Annotated in this window: 17 protein-coding genes and 1 other annotated feature; of the genes, 5 read left to right on the top strand and 12 right to left on the bottom strand. The window is 53.2% G+C overall.

Annotation, left to right across the window (positions count from 1 at the left end):
- Positions 1-9 precede the first annotated feature (9 nt).
- On the top strand, positions 10-810 hold the full coding sequence (locus CWM52_RS07730; RefSeq protein ID WP_100683561.1) for a MetQ/NlpA family ABC transporter substrate-binding protein: 801 nt from the start codon (positions 10-12) through the stop codon (positions 808-810).
- A gap of 48 nt (positions 811-858) precedes the next feature.
- On the opposite strand, the gene btuC is transcribed toward CWM52_RS07730, so the two are convergent.
- From btuC to CWM52_RS07680, 11 genes are all read right to left on the bottom strand, one after another.
- The gene (gene btuC / locus CWM52_RS07725) at positions 859-1845 is read right to left on the bottom strand and encodes a vitamin B12 ABC transporter permease BtuC (protein ID WP_100683560.1); all 987 of its coding nucleotides are present in this window, start codon (positions 1843-1845) and stop codon (positions 859-861) included.
- 239 nt (positions 1846-2084) lie between these two features.
- On the bottom strand, positions 2085-2384 hold the full coding sequence (gene ihfA / locus CWM52_RS07720; RefSeq protein ID WP_004102960.1) for an integration host factor subunit alpha: 300 nt from the start codon (positions 2382-2384) through the stop codon (positions 2085-2087).
- A gap of 4 nt (positions 2385-2388) precedes the next feature.
- Complete coding sequence (gene pheT, locus CWM52_RS07715; protein WP_100683559.1) at positions 2389-4776, bottom strand: phenylalanine--tRNA ligase subunit beta; 2388 nt, start codon at positions 4774-4776, stop codon at positions 2389-2391.
- A gap of 15 nt (positions 4777-4791) precedes the next feature.
- A complete protein-coding gene (pheS, locus tag CWM52_RS07710; protein WP_004863355.1) occupies positions 4792-5775 on the bottom strand; it encodes a phenylalanine--tRNA ligase subunit alpha in 984 nt (327 codons plus the stop codon).
- Positions 5776-5949: 174 nt separating this feature from the next.
- Positions 5950-6075, bottom strand: a sequence feature (Phe leader region).
- A complete protein-coding gene (gene pheM / locus CWM52_RS26270; RefSeq protein WP_001386830.1) occupies positions 6026-6070 on the bottom strand; it encodes a pheST operon leader peptide PheM in 45 nt (14 codons plus the stop codon). It overlaps the preceding feature by 45 nt.
- 118 nt (positions 6076-6193) lie before the next feature.
- Positions 6194-6550: a 50S ribosomal protein L20 gene (rplT, locus tag CWM52_RS07705; RefSeq protein ID WP_004102963.1), complete on the bottom strand. Its 357-nt coding sequence runs from the start codon at positions 6548-6550 to the stop codon at positions 6194-6196.
- Positions 6551-6601: 51 nt separating this feature from the next.
- Positions 6602-6799, bottom strand: coding sequence for a 50S ribosomal protein L35 (gene rpmI, locus CWM52_RS07700; protein WP_001124225.1), 198 nt, complete (start codon positions 6797-6799; stop codon positions 6602-6604).
- Between the two features lie 96 nt (positions 6800-6895).
- On the bottom strand, positions 6896-7438 hold the full coding sequence (infC, locus tag CWM52_RS07695) for a translation initiation factor IF-3 (protein WP_049267827.1): 543 nt from the start codon (positions 7436-7438) through the stop codon (positions 6896-6898).
- A gap of 3 nt (positions 7439-7441) precedes the next feature.
- Positions 7442-9370, bottom strand: a complete 1929-nt coding sequence (gene thrS / locus CWM52_RS07690) for a threonine--tRNA ligase (protein ID WP_100683558.1) — start codon at positions 9368-9370, stop codon at positions 7442-7444.
- A gap of 454 nt (positions 9371-9824) precedes the next feature.
- A complete protein-coding gene (locus tag CWM52_RS07685) occupies positions 9825-10058 on the bottom strand; it encodes a hypothetical protein (RefSeq protein ID WP_100683557.1) in 234 nt (77 codons plus the stop codon).
- Positions 10059-10328: 270 nt separating this feature from the next.
- Positions 10329-11087, bottom strand: coding sequence for a DUF481 domain-containing protein (locus CWM52_RS07680; RefSeq protein WP_100683556.1), 759 nt, complete (start codon positions 11085-11087; stop codon positions 10329-10331).
- Positions 11088-11501: 414 nt separating this feature from the next.
- Here CWM52_RS07680 and pfkB point away from each other — a divergent pair, with 414 nt between their 5' ends.
- The 3 genes from pfkB to CWM52_RS07665 all read left to right on the top strand — a co-directional run bounded on the left by pfkB (position 11502) and on the right by CWM52_RS07665 (position 13787).
- Positions 11502-12434 (top strand): 6-phosphofructokinase II, encoded by a 933-nt coding sequence (pfkB, locus tag CWM52_RS07675; protein WP_100683555.1) that lies wholly within the window; start codon positions 11502-11504, stop codon positions 12432-12434.
- A 90-nt stretch (positions 12435-12524) separates the two neighbouring features.
- Positions 12525-12809 (top strand): type V toxin-antitoxin system endoribonuclease antitoxin GhoS, encoded by a 285-nt coding sequence (ghoS, locus tag CWM52_RS07670; protein WP_100683554.1) that lies wholly within the window; start codon positions 12525-12527, stop codon positions 12807-12809.
- 105 nt (positions 12810-12914) lie between these two features.
- Complete coding sequence (locus tag CWM52_RS07665) at positions 12915-13787, top strand: fructosamine kinase family protein (protein WP_100683553.1); 873 nt, start codon at positions 12915-12917, stop codon at positions 13785-13787.
- A 21-nt stretch (positions 13788-13808) separates the two neighbouring features.
- Here CWM52_RS07665 and tonB read toward each other — a convergent pair whose 3' ends face one another.
- The gene (gene tonB / locus CWM52_RS07660; protein ID WP_100683552.1) at positions 13809-14543 is read right to left on the bottom strand and encodes a TonB system transport protein TonB; all 735 of its coding nucleotides are present in this window, start codon (positions 14541-14543) and stop codon (positions 13809-13811) included.
- Positions 14544-14632: 89 nt separating this feature from the next.
- On the opposite strand from tonB, the gene CWM52_RS07655 reads away from it, so the two are divergent.
- Complete coding sequence (locus CWM52_RS07655) at positions 14633-15199, top strand: recombinase family protein (RefSeq protein WP_227521269.1); 567 nt, start codon at positions 14633-14635, stop codon at positions 15197-15199.
- Positions 15200-15252 lie beyond the last annotated feature (53 nt).

The following is a 15252-nucleotide window of genomic DNA, read 5'->3' as shown; positions in this document are numbered from 1 at the left end:
GTTTTATAGATGAAAAAGTTGTTAAGTTCGGTATTAATCGCCACATCGGTAGTGTTGTTATCGGCCTGTTCTCCTGACGATAACAACAAAGTTAAGGTGGCGATTAACACCGGCCCGGATGAAGCTATCTGGAAAGTGGTTGAGCAGATCGCGAAGGATAAATATAACCTCGACGTCGAGGTCATCTCTTTTAATGATTACGTCCTGCCTAATGAAGCGTTAAATAATAAAGACGTCGACGCGAATGCCTTCCAGACGCTGCCCTACCTTGAGGCTCAGTCGAAAGAACGCGGCTACAAGTTTGCCATCGTTGGTAAAACGTTTGTCTTCCCGATTGCCGCCTATTCGCGCAAAATTAAACATCTCAACGAGCTGCCGGACGGCGCAACGATAACTATCTCTAACGAAACCACGACCTTAGGCCGCAGCCTGCTCCTGCTGCAGGCGCAGGGCTTAATCAAGTTGAAAGAGGGAGTGGGCTATTTGCCGACCTCGCTGGATATTATCGACAACCCGAAACATTTGAAAATTGTTGAAGTCGATACGCCGCAGCTGACCCGGACCCTCGACGATCCCAACGTCGCGCTGTCGATTATTAACACCAACTTCTCCGCGCAGGCGGGTCTCTCCGCCGCTCGCGATGGTTTATTTATGGAAGGACCTGACTCTCCGTATGTGAATGCCATCGTTTCACGTGAAGAGAATAAAGACAGTAAAAAGATTCAGGAGCTGAAAGAGGCCTTCCAGACTAAGGAAGTCGCGGATAAAGCGATGGAAGTGTACAAAGGCGATGCGATCAAAGGCTGGTAAGCCCCGCTCTCCCCTGGCGCAGCGATAATGGCTGCGCCAGTCTACCGCTTATTGCGAATGGGTAGATTTCAGCAGTAGCCAGATGAAAACCGGCGCGCCCAGCGTCGCGGTGACCACGCCGATCGGTAATTCCGCCGCCGACAGCGCCAGGCGGGCAATGATATCGGCGCCGAGCAGCGCACTGGCGCCAGCAAGCAGACAGGCCGGAAGCAGTACCCGATGATCGCTCAAGCCGCATAAGCGCAGAATATGCGGTATCACCAGCCCAATAAATCCGATTGCCCCCGCCAACGCCACGCTCACGCCAACCAACCAGCCTGTCGCCACCACCAGCAGCCTGCGCCATAGCCAGAGAGGCAGTCCCAGCTGACGGGCAGACACCTCACCCAGCGCGAGGAGATTCAGCGGCTGTGATTGCAGACACGCCCAGATAAGCACCGGCAACAGCGCCAGCATCAGCCACAGCTGCTGCCAGTCTACGCCGCCAAACCCGCCCATCATCCAGTACATAAGCTGGCGCAGATCGAACGAGGTGGAGAAATAGACCGCCCAGGTCATCAGCGCGCTACAGATAATGCCGAGCGCGACGCCCGCCAGCAGCAGACGACTGGTTGACAGATGCCGGCGAGCAAAACGCAGCAGAATAAAGGTAATCACCAGCGCGCCGAGAATCGCGCACGGCCCCAGCGCCCAGCCCGGCAGATGGCCTTTGCCCAGCAATACCGCGGCAATTAACCCCACGCCAGCGCCGTTGGAGACGCCGAGCAGCCCCGGCTCCGCCAGCGGGTTTTCGAATAAGGCCTGCATGATAGCCCCGGAGAGCGCCAGCGCGGCCCCTACCAGCAGAACGGCCAAGGTACGCGGCAGACGAATCTGCCAGATAAACAGCTGCCCTTTGGCGCTGACCCACTCCTGCGGGCCAATCCACTGCTCTCCGGCGCAGAGACTGACGGTTATCATGGCGAGAAGCAACAGCAGGAGTGCAATGAGCCAACGCCGGTTGCGGCGCTGTTGAGTTTGGGCAAAGGTCAGCATAATTTCCGTCATGCCAGAAAGAGATAGCGGTGATTTTACGGTGGCGACGGAGGTGAGAAAAGCAAAACCTCCCGCAGAGTAACAGATAACTGACTGACCCGATGACCGGCACGCGCGGACGTCCAGGCGGGGATGGCGTGCCCTGACATCCTCGTCGAAGTGAAGGTTATGGCCATAAGCAGTTAATTTTCAATGTAAAAGAAAAAGGCCGCATCAGCGGCCTTTTTAGTTAGTTCAGATTATTTGTCTCTGGGCGAAGCGTTTTCGACACGGCTTTTAAGTTTCTGGCCGGGTCTGAAGGTCACCACACGCCGGGCTGTAATGGGAATATCTTCCCCCGTTTTCGGGTTACGACCCGGGCGTTGGTTTTTATCCCGCAAATCGAAGTTGCCGAACCCGGAGAGTTTTACCTGTTCTCCGTTTTCCAGAGCACGACGCACCTCTTCGAAAAACAACTCTACCAGTTCTTTGGCATCCCGCTTGCTAAGCCCAAGCTTATCAAACAGATATTCTGACATTTCAGCTTTTGTAAGCGCCATAGGTTCAATCCCTCAATGATGCCTGGAATCGCTCTTTTAATGCCTCTACACATCTGGCAACGGTAGCGGCAATCTCCTCTTCTTCGAGTGTACGGCTGGTATCCTGCAGGATGAGGCTAATCGCAAGGCTCTTACTGCCTTCCGCCACCCCTTTACCACGGTACACGTCAAATAAGTTTACGCCAACTATCTGATTTACGCCAACTTTCTTACACTCTGTCAAAACATCGGCTGCGGGTACGTTTTCCGCAACGACAACGGCGATATCACGACGGTTCGCCGGGAAACGAGAAATCTCGCGCGCCTGAGGCACCACGCGGTCTGCAAGCTTGTTCCACTCCAGCTCGAACGCTAAAGTCCGACCGTTCAGATCCAGTTTACGTTCCAGTTCAGGATGAACAACCCCAATGAAACCAATACGTTCACCTTTCAGATAAATCGCCGCTGACTGCCCCGGATGCAGGGCTTTGTTCGCTTGCGCGCGGAATTCGATATCCGCTAATTTACCGGTCAGGTCGAGAATGGACTCCAGATCGCCTTTCAGATCATAGAAATCAACGGTCTCTTTTGCCAGATTCCAGTGCTCTTCGTAGCGGTTGCCGCAGATAACGCCAGCCAGCATCACGTCCTGACGAATGCCCAGTGGAGCCTGAGTATCCGGAACAAAGCGCAAACCGCTTTCAAAAATACGCACGCGGCTTTGCTGACGGTTCTGGTTGTACACGACCGTACCCAGCAGGCCGGTCAGCAGCGACAGACGCATCGCCGACATTTCGCTGGAGATTGGGCTTGGCAGAATCAGGGCTTCTTCACCCGGATGAACCAGCTGCTGCACTTTCGGGTCAACGAAGCTGTAGGTGATCACTTCCTGATAGCCTTTGTCGTTAAGCAGCGTTTTTACACGTTTCAGCGACAGATTCGCTTCGCGGTGGGTGCCCATAATCAGCCCCGCCTGCACCGGCCGGTCCGGAATATTGTTATAGCCGTAAACGCGAGCCACCTCTTCGACCAGGTCTTCTTCGATGGCAATATCAAAGCGCCAGCTCGGCGCGACGGCCTGCCATTCGCCTTCGCCAGCGGTCACCTCACAGCCCAGACGAGTCAGAATATCGCTGACCTGCGCATCATCAATATGATGGCCAATCAGACGATCCAGTTTGCTACGACGCAGGGTAATGGTCGCCGCCTTCGGCAGCGCAGCTTCGTTGCTCACATCGATAACCGGACCCGCTTCGCCGCCGCAGATATCGATCAGCAGGCGGGTTGCACGTTCCATCGCTTTATACTGCAGCGCGGGATCCACGCCGCGCTCATAGCGATGAGAGGCGTCGGTGTGCAGACCGTGGCGACGCGCGCGGCCGGTGATGGACAGCGGGCTGAAGAATGCGCATTCCAGCAGCACGTTCTGCGTTTCGTCATTGACGCCAGAGTGTTCACCGCCAAAGATACCGCCCATCGCGAGCGCTTTGTGATGATCGGCAATGACCAGGGTATCGGTATCCAGTTTGGCTTCGGTGCCATCCAGCAGAACCAGTTTCTCACCCTCTTTCGCCATACGGACCACGATGCCGCCGTTGATGCGGTCGCAATCGAACGCATGCAACGGCTGACCCAGTTCGAGCAGCACATAGTTGGTGACGTCAACCACCGCATCGATAGAGCGAATACCGCAGCGACGCAGTTTCTCTTTCATCCACAGCGGGGTTGGCGCTTTAACATTGATACCCTTCACCACGCGGCCCAGGTAACGAGGACAGGCCTCAGGCGCTTCAACGCTAATAGGCAGCGTATCGGTAATGGTGGCGGCAACAGGGGGCATCTCCGGCGCGTTCAGCGGTTCTTTATTCAGAACGGCTACGTCGCGGGCGACGCCGATGATACCTAAGCAGTCCGCACGGTTCGGCGTGACGCTGATTTCGATAGTGTTATCGTCCAGCTGCAGGTATTCACGGATATCCGTGCCGATCGGCGCATCTGCCGGCAGTTCGATAATGCCGCTATGATCGTCGGAAACGCCCAGCTCAGAAAACGAGCACAGCATCCCTTCGGAAGGTTCACCGCGCAGTTTCGCGGCTTTAATTTTGAAGTCGCCCGGCAGCACGGCGCCGATGGTGGCAACCGCAACTTTCAGCCCCTGGCGGCAGTTTGGCGCCCCGCAGACGATGTCCAGCAGACGTTCGCCGCCGACGTTGACTTTGGTGACGCGCAGTTTGTCGGCATTCGGGTGCTGGCCGCACTCAACCACTTCGCCCACCACAACGCCGTTGAAGCTACCGGCAACCGGCTCAACGCCGTCCACTTCGAGGCCAGCCATGGTAATCTGATCGGACAGCGCTTCGCTGTCGATCGCCGGGTTAACCCACTCGCGTAACCACAGTTCACTGAATTTCATTGTTCTGTCCTGCCCTTATTTAAACTGTTTGAGGAAACGCAAATCGTTTTCGAAGAACGCACGTAAATCGGTCACGCCGTAGCGCAGCATCGTCAGACGCTCCATCCCCATGCCGAAGGCGAAACCGGAGTAGATTTCCGGATCAATGCCCACATTGCGCAGCACGTTCGGGTGCACCATGCCGCAGCCGAGGACCTCCAGCCACTTGCCGTTTTTACCCATGACGTCAACTTCCGCGGACGGTTCGGTAAACGGGAAGTAGGACGGGCGGAAACGAATCTGCAGGTCTTCTTCGAAGAAGTTATTCAGGAAGTCGTGCAGCGTCCCTTTCAGGTTGGTGAAGTTGATATTGGTATCAACAATCAGACCTTCCATCTGGTGGAACATCGGCGTGTGGGTCTGGTCGTAGTCATTACGGTAAACGCGGCCCGGCGCAATAATGCGGATCGGCGGCTGCTGGTTTTCCATCGTACGAATCTGCACGCCAGAGGTTTGGGTACGCAGCAGACGCGTCGCATCAAACCAGAAGGTATCGTGATCGGCACGTGCCGGGTGGTGGCCCGGAATGTTCAGCGCATCAAAGTTGTGGTAGTCATCTTCGATTTCCGGACCGGTCGCTACGGTGAAGCCAAGCTCACCGAAGAAGTGCTCGATACGGTCGATGGTCCGCGTCACCGGATGCAGCCCGCCGTTCTCAATACGACGACCCGGCAGAGAGACATCGATAGTCTCTGCGGCCAGACGCGCATTCAGCGCTGCGCCTTCCAGATCCGCTTTACGCGCGTTAAGCGCCTGCTGAACCTGCTCTTTCGCTTCGTTGATGACCGCACCAGCCGCCGGACGCTCTTCTGGCGGCAGCTCACGCAGGGTCGTCATCTGAAGGGTCAGATGCCCTTTCTTCCCCAGGTATTCCACGCGGACGTTGTCCAGCGCGGCAACATCTGATGCCTCATTAATGGCTGCCTTCGCACTGGCAACCAGCTCTGCGAGATGTGACATGGTTTTCCTCATTATGTCGGTGCAGACACCGGTTATGGTCATTATTTTATTCTGACTATTTCGAGTTACAGGCGGCACCGGGCCGCATGGCACTTAGCGCAGAGAAATCGCCGTCGCCGGATGCGCACTCAGCCCGCACACCTGCAGCTTGAAATAGAATGAACACGTTCATATACGAAAAAAGCCTCCACAGTGGGAGGCTTTCTGGCGCTGTTTTCCGTTTCTTCTTTCACGCGCTAGCCTCCTGAGTTCAGGTGCTAAAGTAAAAAAAGAAGCGGAAAATAGCAGCATTCATGCTTGCATTACCTTGTCTGGTACGAAACGTAAGACCTGTATTGAAAAGCTTACGGCAATAAAAGTCAATGTATTGATGGTGTTGAAATGAAAAGAGGGAGACAAGCTCCCTCTTTCAACTGGCTTATGCCAGAGCTGCTTTCGCTTTTTCGACCAGCGCGGTGAACGCTAATTTGTCGAATACGGCGATGTCAGCCAGGATCTTACGGTCGATTTCAACAGAGGCTTTTTTCAGGCCGTTGATGAATTTGCTGTAAGAAATACCGTTCTGACGTGCTGCTGCGTTGATACGCGCAATCCACAGTTGACGGAACTGACGCTTTTTCTGACGACGGTCACGATAAGCGTACTGACCAGCTTTGATAACAGCCTGGAAGGCAACGCGGTATACGCGAGAACGCGCACCGTAGTAGCCTTTAGCTTGTTTCAAAATTTTCTTGTGACGTGCACGGGCAACTACACCACGTTTTACGCGAGCCATATGTGCTCTCCTGTATCTATTCTAATTAAAAAGTTTAAAAGGGTTAACGACTTATGCGTACGGCAGGCACGCGATTACCAGGCCCAGATCGCCTTTGGAAACCATGGCTTTCGGACGCAGGTGACGTTTACGCTTGGTAGCTTTTTTAGTCAGAATGTGACGCAGGTTAGCGTGCTTGTGCTTAAAACCACCTTTACCGGTTTTTTTGAAGCGCTTAGCAGCACCGCGTACGGTCTTAATTTTTGGCATTTTAATAACTTCCACTTCGCATTGTTAATAAACGAAACATAGGCGAACAACGCCTGTGTAGCCTGAAGGCGCCACAGGAGTTGCTACTTGAAGGCCTTACTGTTTCTTCTTAGGAGCGAGCACCATGATCATCTGGCGGCCTTCGATCTTCGATGGGAAGGATTCGACCACTGCCAGTTCACTCAGATCGTCACGGACGCGATTAAGCACTTCCATACCGATCTGCTGGTGAGCCATCTCACGACCGCGGAAACGCAGCGTGATCTTAGCTTTATCACCCTCTTCCAGAAAGCGAACCAGGCTGCGGAGTTTTACCTGGTAGTCGCCATCATCGGTGCCAGGACGGAATTTGATTTCCTTAACCTGGATAACTTTTTGCTTTTTCTTCTGTTCCTTAGAAGACTTGCTCTTTTCATAGAGGAATTTGCCGTAATCCATAATACGACAAACCGGCGGCTCGGCGTTAGGGCTGATTTCGACTAAGTCTACTCCGGCTTCTTCAGCTTTTTCCAGAGCTTCTCTCAGACTCACAATACCAAGCTGCTCGCCTTCCAGACCTGTTAAGCGAACTTCTTGCGCGCGAATTTCGCCATTAATACGATTCGGACGCGCCGTTTGAACTCGTTTTCCGCCTTTAATACCTTATTCCTCCAGTTGTTGAAGACTGCGGCTGCGAATCTCTTGTTGCAGCTTTTCGATCACTTCATTTACGTCCATGCTGCCGAGGTCTTTACCACGACGGGTACGCACGGCCACTTTGCCAGCTTCGACTTCTTTGTCGCCACAGACCAACATATACGGGACACGACGTAAAGTGTGCTCGCGGATTTTAAAGCCAATCTTCTCATTTCTCAAGTCCGCTTTTACCCGAATGCCCGCATTTTGTAGTTTACGAGTCAATTCGTTAACGTATTCAGACTGAGAATCGGTAATATTCATCACCACGACCTGCACCGGCGCAAGCCAGGTTGGGAAGAAGCCGGCAAACTCTTCGGTCAGGATGCCAATGAAGCGCTCCATGGACCCCAGAATTGCGCGGTGAATCATTACCGGTACCTGACGCTCGTTGTTTTCGCCCACATAAGAGGCGCTTAAACGCTGCGGCAGAGAGAAGTCCAGCTGTACCGTACCGCACTGCCATGCACGATCGAGGCAGTCATACAGAGTAAATTCAATTTTCGGACCGTAGAACGCGCCTTCACCCAGTTGATATTCAAACGGGATATTATTCTCTTCCAGCGCGACCGCCAGATCCGCCTCAGCACGATCCCAGGTCTCGTCGCTTCCGATACGTTTTTCCGGACGCGTTGAGAGTTTGACGACGATTTTCTCGAAGCCAAAGGTGCTGTACATATCGTAGACCATACGAATACAGGCGTTCACTTCCTCACGGACCTGCTCTTCTGTACAGAAGATGTGCGCATCATCCTGAGTAAAGCCACGTACGCGCATCAGACCATGCAGCGCGCCCGAAGGCTCGTTACGATGGCAGCTACCGAATTCAGCCATACGCAGCGGCAGATCGCGGTACGATTTCAGACCCTGGTTGAAGATCTGCACGTGACCCGGACAGTTCATCGGCTTGATGCAGTATTCACGGTTCTCAGAAGAGGTGGTGAACATCGCATCTTTGTAGTTGTCCCAGTGCCCGGTTTTTTCCCACAGCACGCGGTCCATCATGAACGGGCCTTTCACTTCCTGGTACTGGTACTCTTTCAGCTTGGAGCGCACGAACACTTCCAGCTCACGGAAGATTGTCCAGCCGTCGTTATGCCAGAAGACCATGCCCGGCGCCTCTTCCTGCATATGATACAGGTCGAGCTGCTTGCCAATTTTGCGGTGGTCGCGTTTGGACGCTTCTTCCAGACGCAACAGATGCGCGTTAAGCGCTTTTTTATCTGCCCACGCGGTACCGTAAATACGCTGCAGCATCTTGTTGTTGCTGTCGCCGCGCCAGTACGCGCCCGCGATTTTCATCAGTTTAAAGTGATGACAAAAACGCATGTTCGGCACGTGCGGTCCACGGCACATGTCGACGTACTCTTCATGATGATACAAGCCTGGCTTGTCATCATGGGCGATATTTTCATCAAGAATAGAAACCTTATAGGTCTCGCCGCGCTTCACGAAGGTTTCACGCGCTTCGTGCCAGCTGACTTTCTTCTTGATGACGTCATAATTCTTCTCGGCGAGCTCGTGCATACGTTTTTCGAGCGCGTCGATATCTTCCTGGGTCAGCGTATGATCGAGGTCAACGTCATAATAGAAGCCGTTATCGATAACCGGACCGATAGCCATCTTAGTGTTTGGCCACAGTTGCTTAATCGCATGACCAAGCAGATGCGCGCAGGAGTGACGAATGATCTCCAGACCGTCTTCATCTTTTGCAGTGATGATAGAGAGGGTGGCATCGTTTTCGATGGGGTCACAGGCGTCAACCAGCTCACCATTCACCCGTCCAGCGATCGTAGCTTTCGCCAGGCCCGGACCGATATCCAGAGCAACATCCAGCGGGCTGACGGCGTGGTCAAAATGGCGTTGGCTGCCATCAGGAAGCGTAATTACAGGCATTTTATGTCCTTATTTGCAGTGGTGCCCCACACGAAAGAGCACATACAAAACAATATAATAATAATTATCAACAAGTTATAGCTCAGTTCCCGCTTCACTCTGCGAAATATGGGGACGCTCGTTTACCGAACCATTCCCACCTGCAGCCGCCTGTTGATAACACCGGCCCTTAGTTTACACATCATTAGTGCGTGTTAAAAGTCAGAACCGGATAAATGGTGGCGGTTATGGGTAAAACAAGGGGAGGACGGAAATCATCTGCTGAATATTCAGCCACGGGAACAACGCGGCGGACAAAAGACGGACAATAAAAGGAATGCCGCTCGCACCACAATACGCACAGAGTAAAAAGAGCAAACAAGAGAAATCACTTTTGCCCGCAATTCAGGAAATAAACCGGTACAACGCTACCCGGTTTTATATTCCCTGAAAGGTCACCATATTATCGAGAAAATCAGGACCACTCGCCGGCCACAAGGGTATGGACATTAAATGCATCATCCATAGAGTGACCGGTTGATTGTGAACCGGGAGCAATATTCGACCCGGCTTCCACGTCGGTGGCCTTGGCAATACCGATCTGCGTGTGGTCGGTGTTGCCTGGCTGCGGGAGCGGATCGGCGGCTAACGCGCCAAATGACAGGGTGCACAGCATCACAGCCGCAGTTGCGATTTTGCTATTTTTCATAATGATGATTCTCTTATTTACTGAAGATTGTCGGGCAAAGAGCGCATCTTTGTCATTAGTCAACAGTATAGATCCCGATCATACTTTTGTTCGACGTAATATTTAGCTATTTGTGTCAAATTATCTGCAGAGTTGTCAGGAAAAAATGAATGATGAGGAAATTATGGAGTTATTTTCTTTTTATAAAAAACGAAACAAAAGACCAAAAATAATAATGTCGCTGGTTGTTAATTTTAAAACAATCAGGCCGGTTTCCCGGCCTGAAATAAATTACATCTTATACCCTAAAGATAGCGTCGTGCGTCTGTCGGTATGATTCGGCGCCGATGATGGCGGTTCGGAGTTCCAGGTCAGGTTGTAGGCGACCCGCAGCGCAAAATGCGCATTGATAGCGACGTTCAGGGCACTTTCTGAGTTCAGCGTCGTGTCCTGAGCACCGAACACCGATACCCCTTGAGTGAACTTAGCGTTATCGGTCATCTGCCAGGCCCAGGTACCGGAAGCGTAGCCCAGCGGCTGGGTTTCATTATCGCCATCGGTATACTCGTCATAGCGCACGCCAGGACCAAATTCAAAGCGCAGGCTGTGGACCGGGCCGTTCAGAATCTGGCGACCATAACCTGCGGTTAAAACGTCGCGTTGTTGATAGCCATTATAGCGGTCAGTCAACCAACTGGCCTGGCCAAACAAGTAGTTGCTGTCGGTCAGGTTGTAACGACTACGACCGCCAATCGCGTATTTTTCGGAGGAGCGCTGATCGTTAGACGACGTGTTGCTGGCATTACCCCACAGCGACCATGCCGTCGTATCGCCGTACCAGGTCAACGTGGAATCCGCGGTCGCTGAAGAACTTTTCGTATTTCCGGACTGCGCCAGATAGCCGGCGTTAACAGCACCTTCGAAAGGTTTTTTGGCAGTGGAAGGGTCATCCATAACAGTAAAAACGGAATCATCGGCCAATGCGTGCGCCGACGCAAAGAGCCCCCCCGCCAGCAATGCCGCTGCGGGTACTGTCTTCAAAAGCTTCATTTAATTTAGAGTCCGTACAACAAAAAGAGAGACCCAGCTGGTCCCGGAAACTTTCGCAAGGATCGCTATACGCGCGTCATCCTTCAGGCGACTTCTTTGCTCGAGTCACTAAGACATCCCCCCACGCAGCCTGAACTGTGCTTGCGTAGGATGGCTTCCCTCGCCGCCTCTTGAATGATTTCTGTATCTTGCAGGTCCAATGAAAGGCAGAGAATTATAAAAAAGCACGATTGACATAGCAATCAATTACTATTTCATTTTTTGAATAAGACAGCTCCTGGAACAATCTTTATTTCATAAAGATAAAAATAAAAAGTGCTTTACAAATCACGACCCGCAATCGCTTCCTCTTCCCGGGAAGAAGTGCCATGCTTAAAAACAGAACAGCTTAACCCGTATCATGGAGGAAATTAGATGACTAAAATCTATACGCTAACGCTGGCTCCCTCGCTCGACAGCGCAACGCTGACGCCACAAATGTATCCTGAAGGCAAACTCCGCTGTAGCGCGCCGATTTTCGAACCCGGCGGTGGCGGTATCAACGTCGCGCGGGCAATCACCTTTCTCGGCGGTAAAGCCACCGCCATTTATCCGGCCGGTGGCGCCACTGGCGAACACCTTACGGCGCTGCTCACCGCAGAACAGGTTCCGGTTGTGCCTGTCGAGGCGCACGACTGGACGAGGCAAAATCTGCATGTACATGTCGGCTCAAGCGGCGAACAGTACCGTTTCGTCATGCCTGGCGCCGCCTTAACGGAAGAAGAGTTCCGCCTTCTCGAAGAAAAAGTTCTGGCAATCGAAACCGGCTCATTGCTGGTCGTGAGCGGCAGCCTGCCCCCAGGCATCGACGTTAACAACCTGACTCAGTTAGTCAAAAGCGCGCAGCGTCACGGACTTCGCTGCATCATTGATAGTTCGGGCGAGGCGCTGGCCGCCGCTCTTGATGTCGGCAATATTGAACTCGTCAAGCCTAATCAGAAAGAGCTGAGTGCCCTGGTAGGGCGCGATCTGAGCCAGCCGGATGACGTTCGACACGCAGCGCAGGAGCTGATTCGTTCGGGTAAAGTCCGTCGGGTGGTGGTCTCACTCGGCCCACAGGGTGCGCTGGGCGTTGATGCCAGCGGCAGTGTACAGGTCGTGCCGCCGCCGATGAAAAGCCAAAGTACCGTTGGCGCCGGCGACAGCATGGTGGGCGCTATGACCCTGCGTCTGGCGGAAGATGCCAGTCTGGAGGATATGGTCCGCTTCGGCGTCGCCGCCGGTAGCGCCGCCACCATTAATCAGGGTACCCGCCTGTGCTCGTTGGAAAACACACAAAAAATCTACACTTATCTGTGCGGTCGCTAGTTCCCCCTTCCCTCTGCTGACGCAGAGGGAGTCGCCAAATCATCATCATGGTCTATGCTGAAAATTCCATGGATTACAACAGGGTGAAAAATGAGCACAGAAATTGTTACCCGCGTCGTCACGGTCAATTTTCAGGAAGAGACGCTGACCGAAATTAACGAGCTAAGTAATCATCTCACCCGCGCAGGATTTACTCTCGTGCTGAATGACGAAAACGGTAAGGTCCATGAACTGGGGACGAATACCTTTGGCCTGATTTCCGGGCAAAGCGCCGACGAGGTCAAAGCGCTTAGCGCCGGACTGGCGGAAACAGCGCTGGGCCACCCCGTCGACGTTACCGTCACCACATTTGCGGAGTGGTTGAAAGCTCAATAAGTGCGATTCGCGCAGCGGAGCGCGCCAGTTGTGCGTCAGTTCGAATTTTACACCGGGGTTATGGGCTAACCTTATGAAATGGTGGAAAACAAGGGGAGAGACAGCATGTGGCAAGCTATCAGCACGTTGTTAAGCGACTGGCATACCGAAACCGCTGAAATCGAACTCCGCAACGAACTGCCCGGCGGCGAAATTCATGCGGCCTGGCACTTACGTTTCGGCGGACGGGACTACTTTGTTAAATGTGATGAGCGAGAACTGCTGCCTATCTTTACCGCTGAAGCAGATCAGCTCGAGCTGCTGTCGCGGAGTAAAACCGTTAGCGTTCCGCAGGTTTATGCTGTTGGCAGCGATCGCGACTACAGTTTCCTGGTCATGGAGTATCTGCCCCCTCGCCCGCTGGACGCGCACAACGCCTTCTTACTCGGTCAGCATATTGCGCACCTGCATCAGTGGAGCGATCAGCCGCAGTTTGGGCTGGATTTTGATAACGATCTTTCCACTACACCGCAGCCGAACGCCTGGCAACGCCGCTGGTCGACTTTTTTTGCCGAACAGCGTATCGGCTGGCAGCTGGAGCTGGCTGCCGAAAAAGGGCTCAACTTCGGTGACATCGACAGCATCGTCGATAATGTGCAGCAGCGCCTGAGCAATCACCAGCCTCAACCGTCACTGCTGCATGGGGATTTGTGGTCGGGAAACTGCGCGCTAGGACCAAACGGCCCCTACATTTTCGATCCCGCCTGTTACTGGGGAGACAGAGAGTGCGATCTGGCGATGCTGCCGCTGCACCCTGAACAGCCGCCGCAGATCTACGATGGCTACCAGTCGATATCGCCGCTGCCCGCTGACTTTCTTGAACGTCAGCCGGTTTATCAGCTCTACACGTTGTTAAACCGGGCGATTTTGTTCGGCGGCCAGCATCTGGTGACGGCGCAGAAAGCGCTGGATGCGGTCTTAACGGAAAAGGCCCCCTGAGGGGGCCTGATTACAACGCGGTTAGCTTATCTCAACGCCCTTCAGACGGAATTTGATCGTCATGGTGACGCCGGTTCCCGGCTTGCCCACTTCATAGCGCCATTTGCGCAGCGCGTTTCTCACATCCCGTTCAAACATATTAGCTGGCTGCGCGGAGAGAATTTCTATGTTATCCACGCGCCCATCCGGCGTGACATCAAACTTGACGCGAACAGAACCTTCGATGCGCAGTGCCTGTGCACGTGTCGGGTATGACGGCTGGTTGCGGCTCAGCGCTCGCGGGCCGCTCGGCGCGGTCTGGGTGGGCTTCGCCATGGCTGGCGCGGAGTTCGGCTGCGTACGCGCCGGCGCCGTATTGGTCGTTTCAAACGGTGAAGCTGCGCGCGTTTCCGCCGGTTTCACATCACGTTTCGGCTGTTCGACCTTCTTCTCTGGCTTCGGTTTAGGCTTCGGCTTCGGCTTAGGTTTGGCTTCGGGCTTGTGAATGACGACCGGCGCTTCTTTTGGCGGCTCGGGTTCCGGCACGACCTCCGGCTCAGGCTCCGGTTCAACAACGGGCTCCACTACCGGTTGTGCGGCCTGTGGCGGTTCAAGGTCTGCCGGTGCAACCATCGTAATTTCGATCGGTTGCGAGGGAGAGGGCTGTTCAATAACCTGATGTACCGAGGTATAAAGCAACCCCGCCACAACGGCACCGTGGATAGCCACGGACAGCAGCGTCGGCCACGGGAAGCGGCGAGGTAAATCAAGGGTCATTGTATTTGAGCTATTCGGCGAGGTAGCATAAGCCATAGTTTTTCAAGGTTCTTTGCTAATTGATAATCATTTACGTCGAGTCTATCACTATGCGTCAAGTAATTACATACCTTCGTTTCAGCAGTAAGCCACAAGAACGTGGTGACTCAATACGCCGCCAGAAAGGTCTGTTTGAGAGATGGCTGAAAGATAACCCTGATGCAAAAGTTGTCGATGAATTCTCTGATGAAGGTGCATCGGCATATCACGGTCACCATCTGAAAGGCGATTTTGGCCGAATGCTTCAAAAGATACAGGATGGTAAGTACCTGTCAGGGCAAACAGTCTTACTTGTCGAATCAGAAACCCGTCTTAACCGACAGAAAGCACGTAATACCGAAAACCTTGTAGACCTCATTACGGGTAAAGGTGTCGATGTGATTTGTCTCGAATCAGGCAAAATCTACACCAGCACCAATATTGATGACCTTGATACATCTATTCAATTGAAGATAGCCGCACACATCGCACATCAGCAATCAAAAGAGAAATCAATCAAGGTAAGTGCTGCATGGGAGCATAGAGCACAGCTTGCATTAGAAGGCAAACAGCAACTGACTAAAAATGTCCCTGGCTGGATAGACCCTGATACTCGTAAACTTAACGAGCACTCATGACCCTGTAAATAATTCTGTGTAATTGCCATCCGATTAAAGGTGGTCGCTCAGGC

Source organism: Raoultella sp. T31 (assembly GCF_002806725.1).
GTDB lineage: Bacteria > Pseudomonadota > Gammaproteobacteria > Enterobacterales > Enterobacteriaceae > Klebsiella > Klebsiella electrica.
This window is presented reverse-complemented; position numbering and strand designations above follow the sequence as displayed.

What these genes read in the sequence shown, in the direction of transcription:
- CWM52_RS07730 (WP_100683561.1), top strand. Translation starts at nt 10, where the DNA reads ATGAAAAAGTTGTTAAGTTCGGTATTAATCGCCACATCGGTAGTGTTG.
- btuC (WP_100683560.1), bottom strand. Translation starts at nt 1,845, where the DNA reads ATGCTGACCTTTGCCCAAACTCAACAGCGCCGCAACCGGCGTTGGCTC.
- ihfA (WP_004102960.1), bottom strand. Translation starts at nt 2,384, where the DNA reads ATGGCGCTTACAAAAGCTGAAATGTCAGAATATCTGTTTGATAAGCTT.
- pheT (WP_100683559.1), bottom strand. Translation starts at nt 4,776, where the DNA reads ATGAAATTCAGTGAACTGTGGTTACGCGAGTGGGTTAACCCGGCGATC.
- pheS (WP_004863355.1), bottom strand. Translation starts at nt 5,775, where the DNA reads ATGTCACATCTCGCAGAGCTGGTTGCCAGTGCGAAGGCAGCCATTAAT.
- rplT (WP_004102963.1), bottom strand. Translation starts at nt 6,550, where the DNA reads ATGGCTCGCGTAAAACGTGGTGTAGTTGCCCGTGCACGTCACAAGAAA.
- rpmI (WP_001124225.1), bottom strand. Translation starts at nt 6,799, where the DNA reads ATGCCAAAAATTAAGACCGTACGCGGTGCTGCTAAGCGCTTCAAAAAA.
- thrS (WP_100683558.1), bottom strand. Translation starts at nt 9,370, where the DNA reads ATGCCTGTAATTACGCTTCCTGATGGCAGCCAACGCCATTTTGACCAC.
- CWM52_RS07685 (WP_100683557.1), bottom strand. Translation starts at nt 10,058, where the DNA reads ATGAAAAATAGCAAAATCGCAACTGCGGCTGTGATGCTGTGCACCCTG.
- CWM52_RS07680 (WP_100683556.1), bottom strand. Translation starts at nt 11,087, where the DNA reads ATGAAGCTTTTGAAGACAGTACCCGCAGCGGCATTGCTGGCGGGGGGG.
- pfkB (WP_100683555.1), top strand. Translation starts at nt 11,502, where the DNA reads ATGACTAAAATCTATACGCTAACGCTGGCTCCCTCGCTCGACAGCGCA.
- ghoS (WP_100683554.1), top strand. Translation starts at nt 12,525, where the DNA reads ATGAGCACAGAAATTGTTACCCGCGTCGTCACGGTCAATTTTCAGGAA.
- CWM52_RS07665 (WP_100683553.1), top strand. Translation starts at nt 12,915, where the DNA reads ATGTGGCAAGCTATCAGCACGTTGTTAAGCGACTGGCATACCGAAACC.
- tonB (WP_100683552.1), bottom strand. Translation starts at nt 14,543, where the DNA reads ATGACCCTTGATTTACCTCGCCGCTTCCCGTGGCCGACGCTGCTGTCC.
- CWM52_RS07655 (WP_227521269.1), top strand. Translation starts at nt 14,633, where the DNA reads ATGCGTCAAGTAATTACATACCTTCGTTTCAGCAGTAAGCCACAAGAA.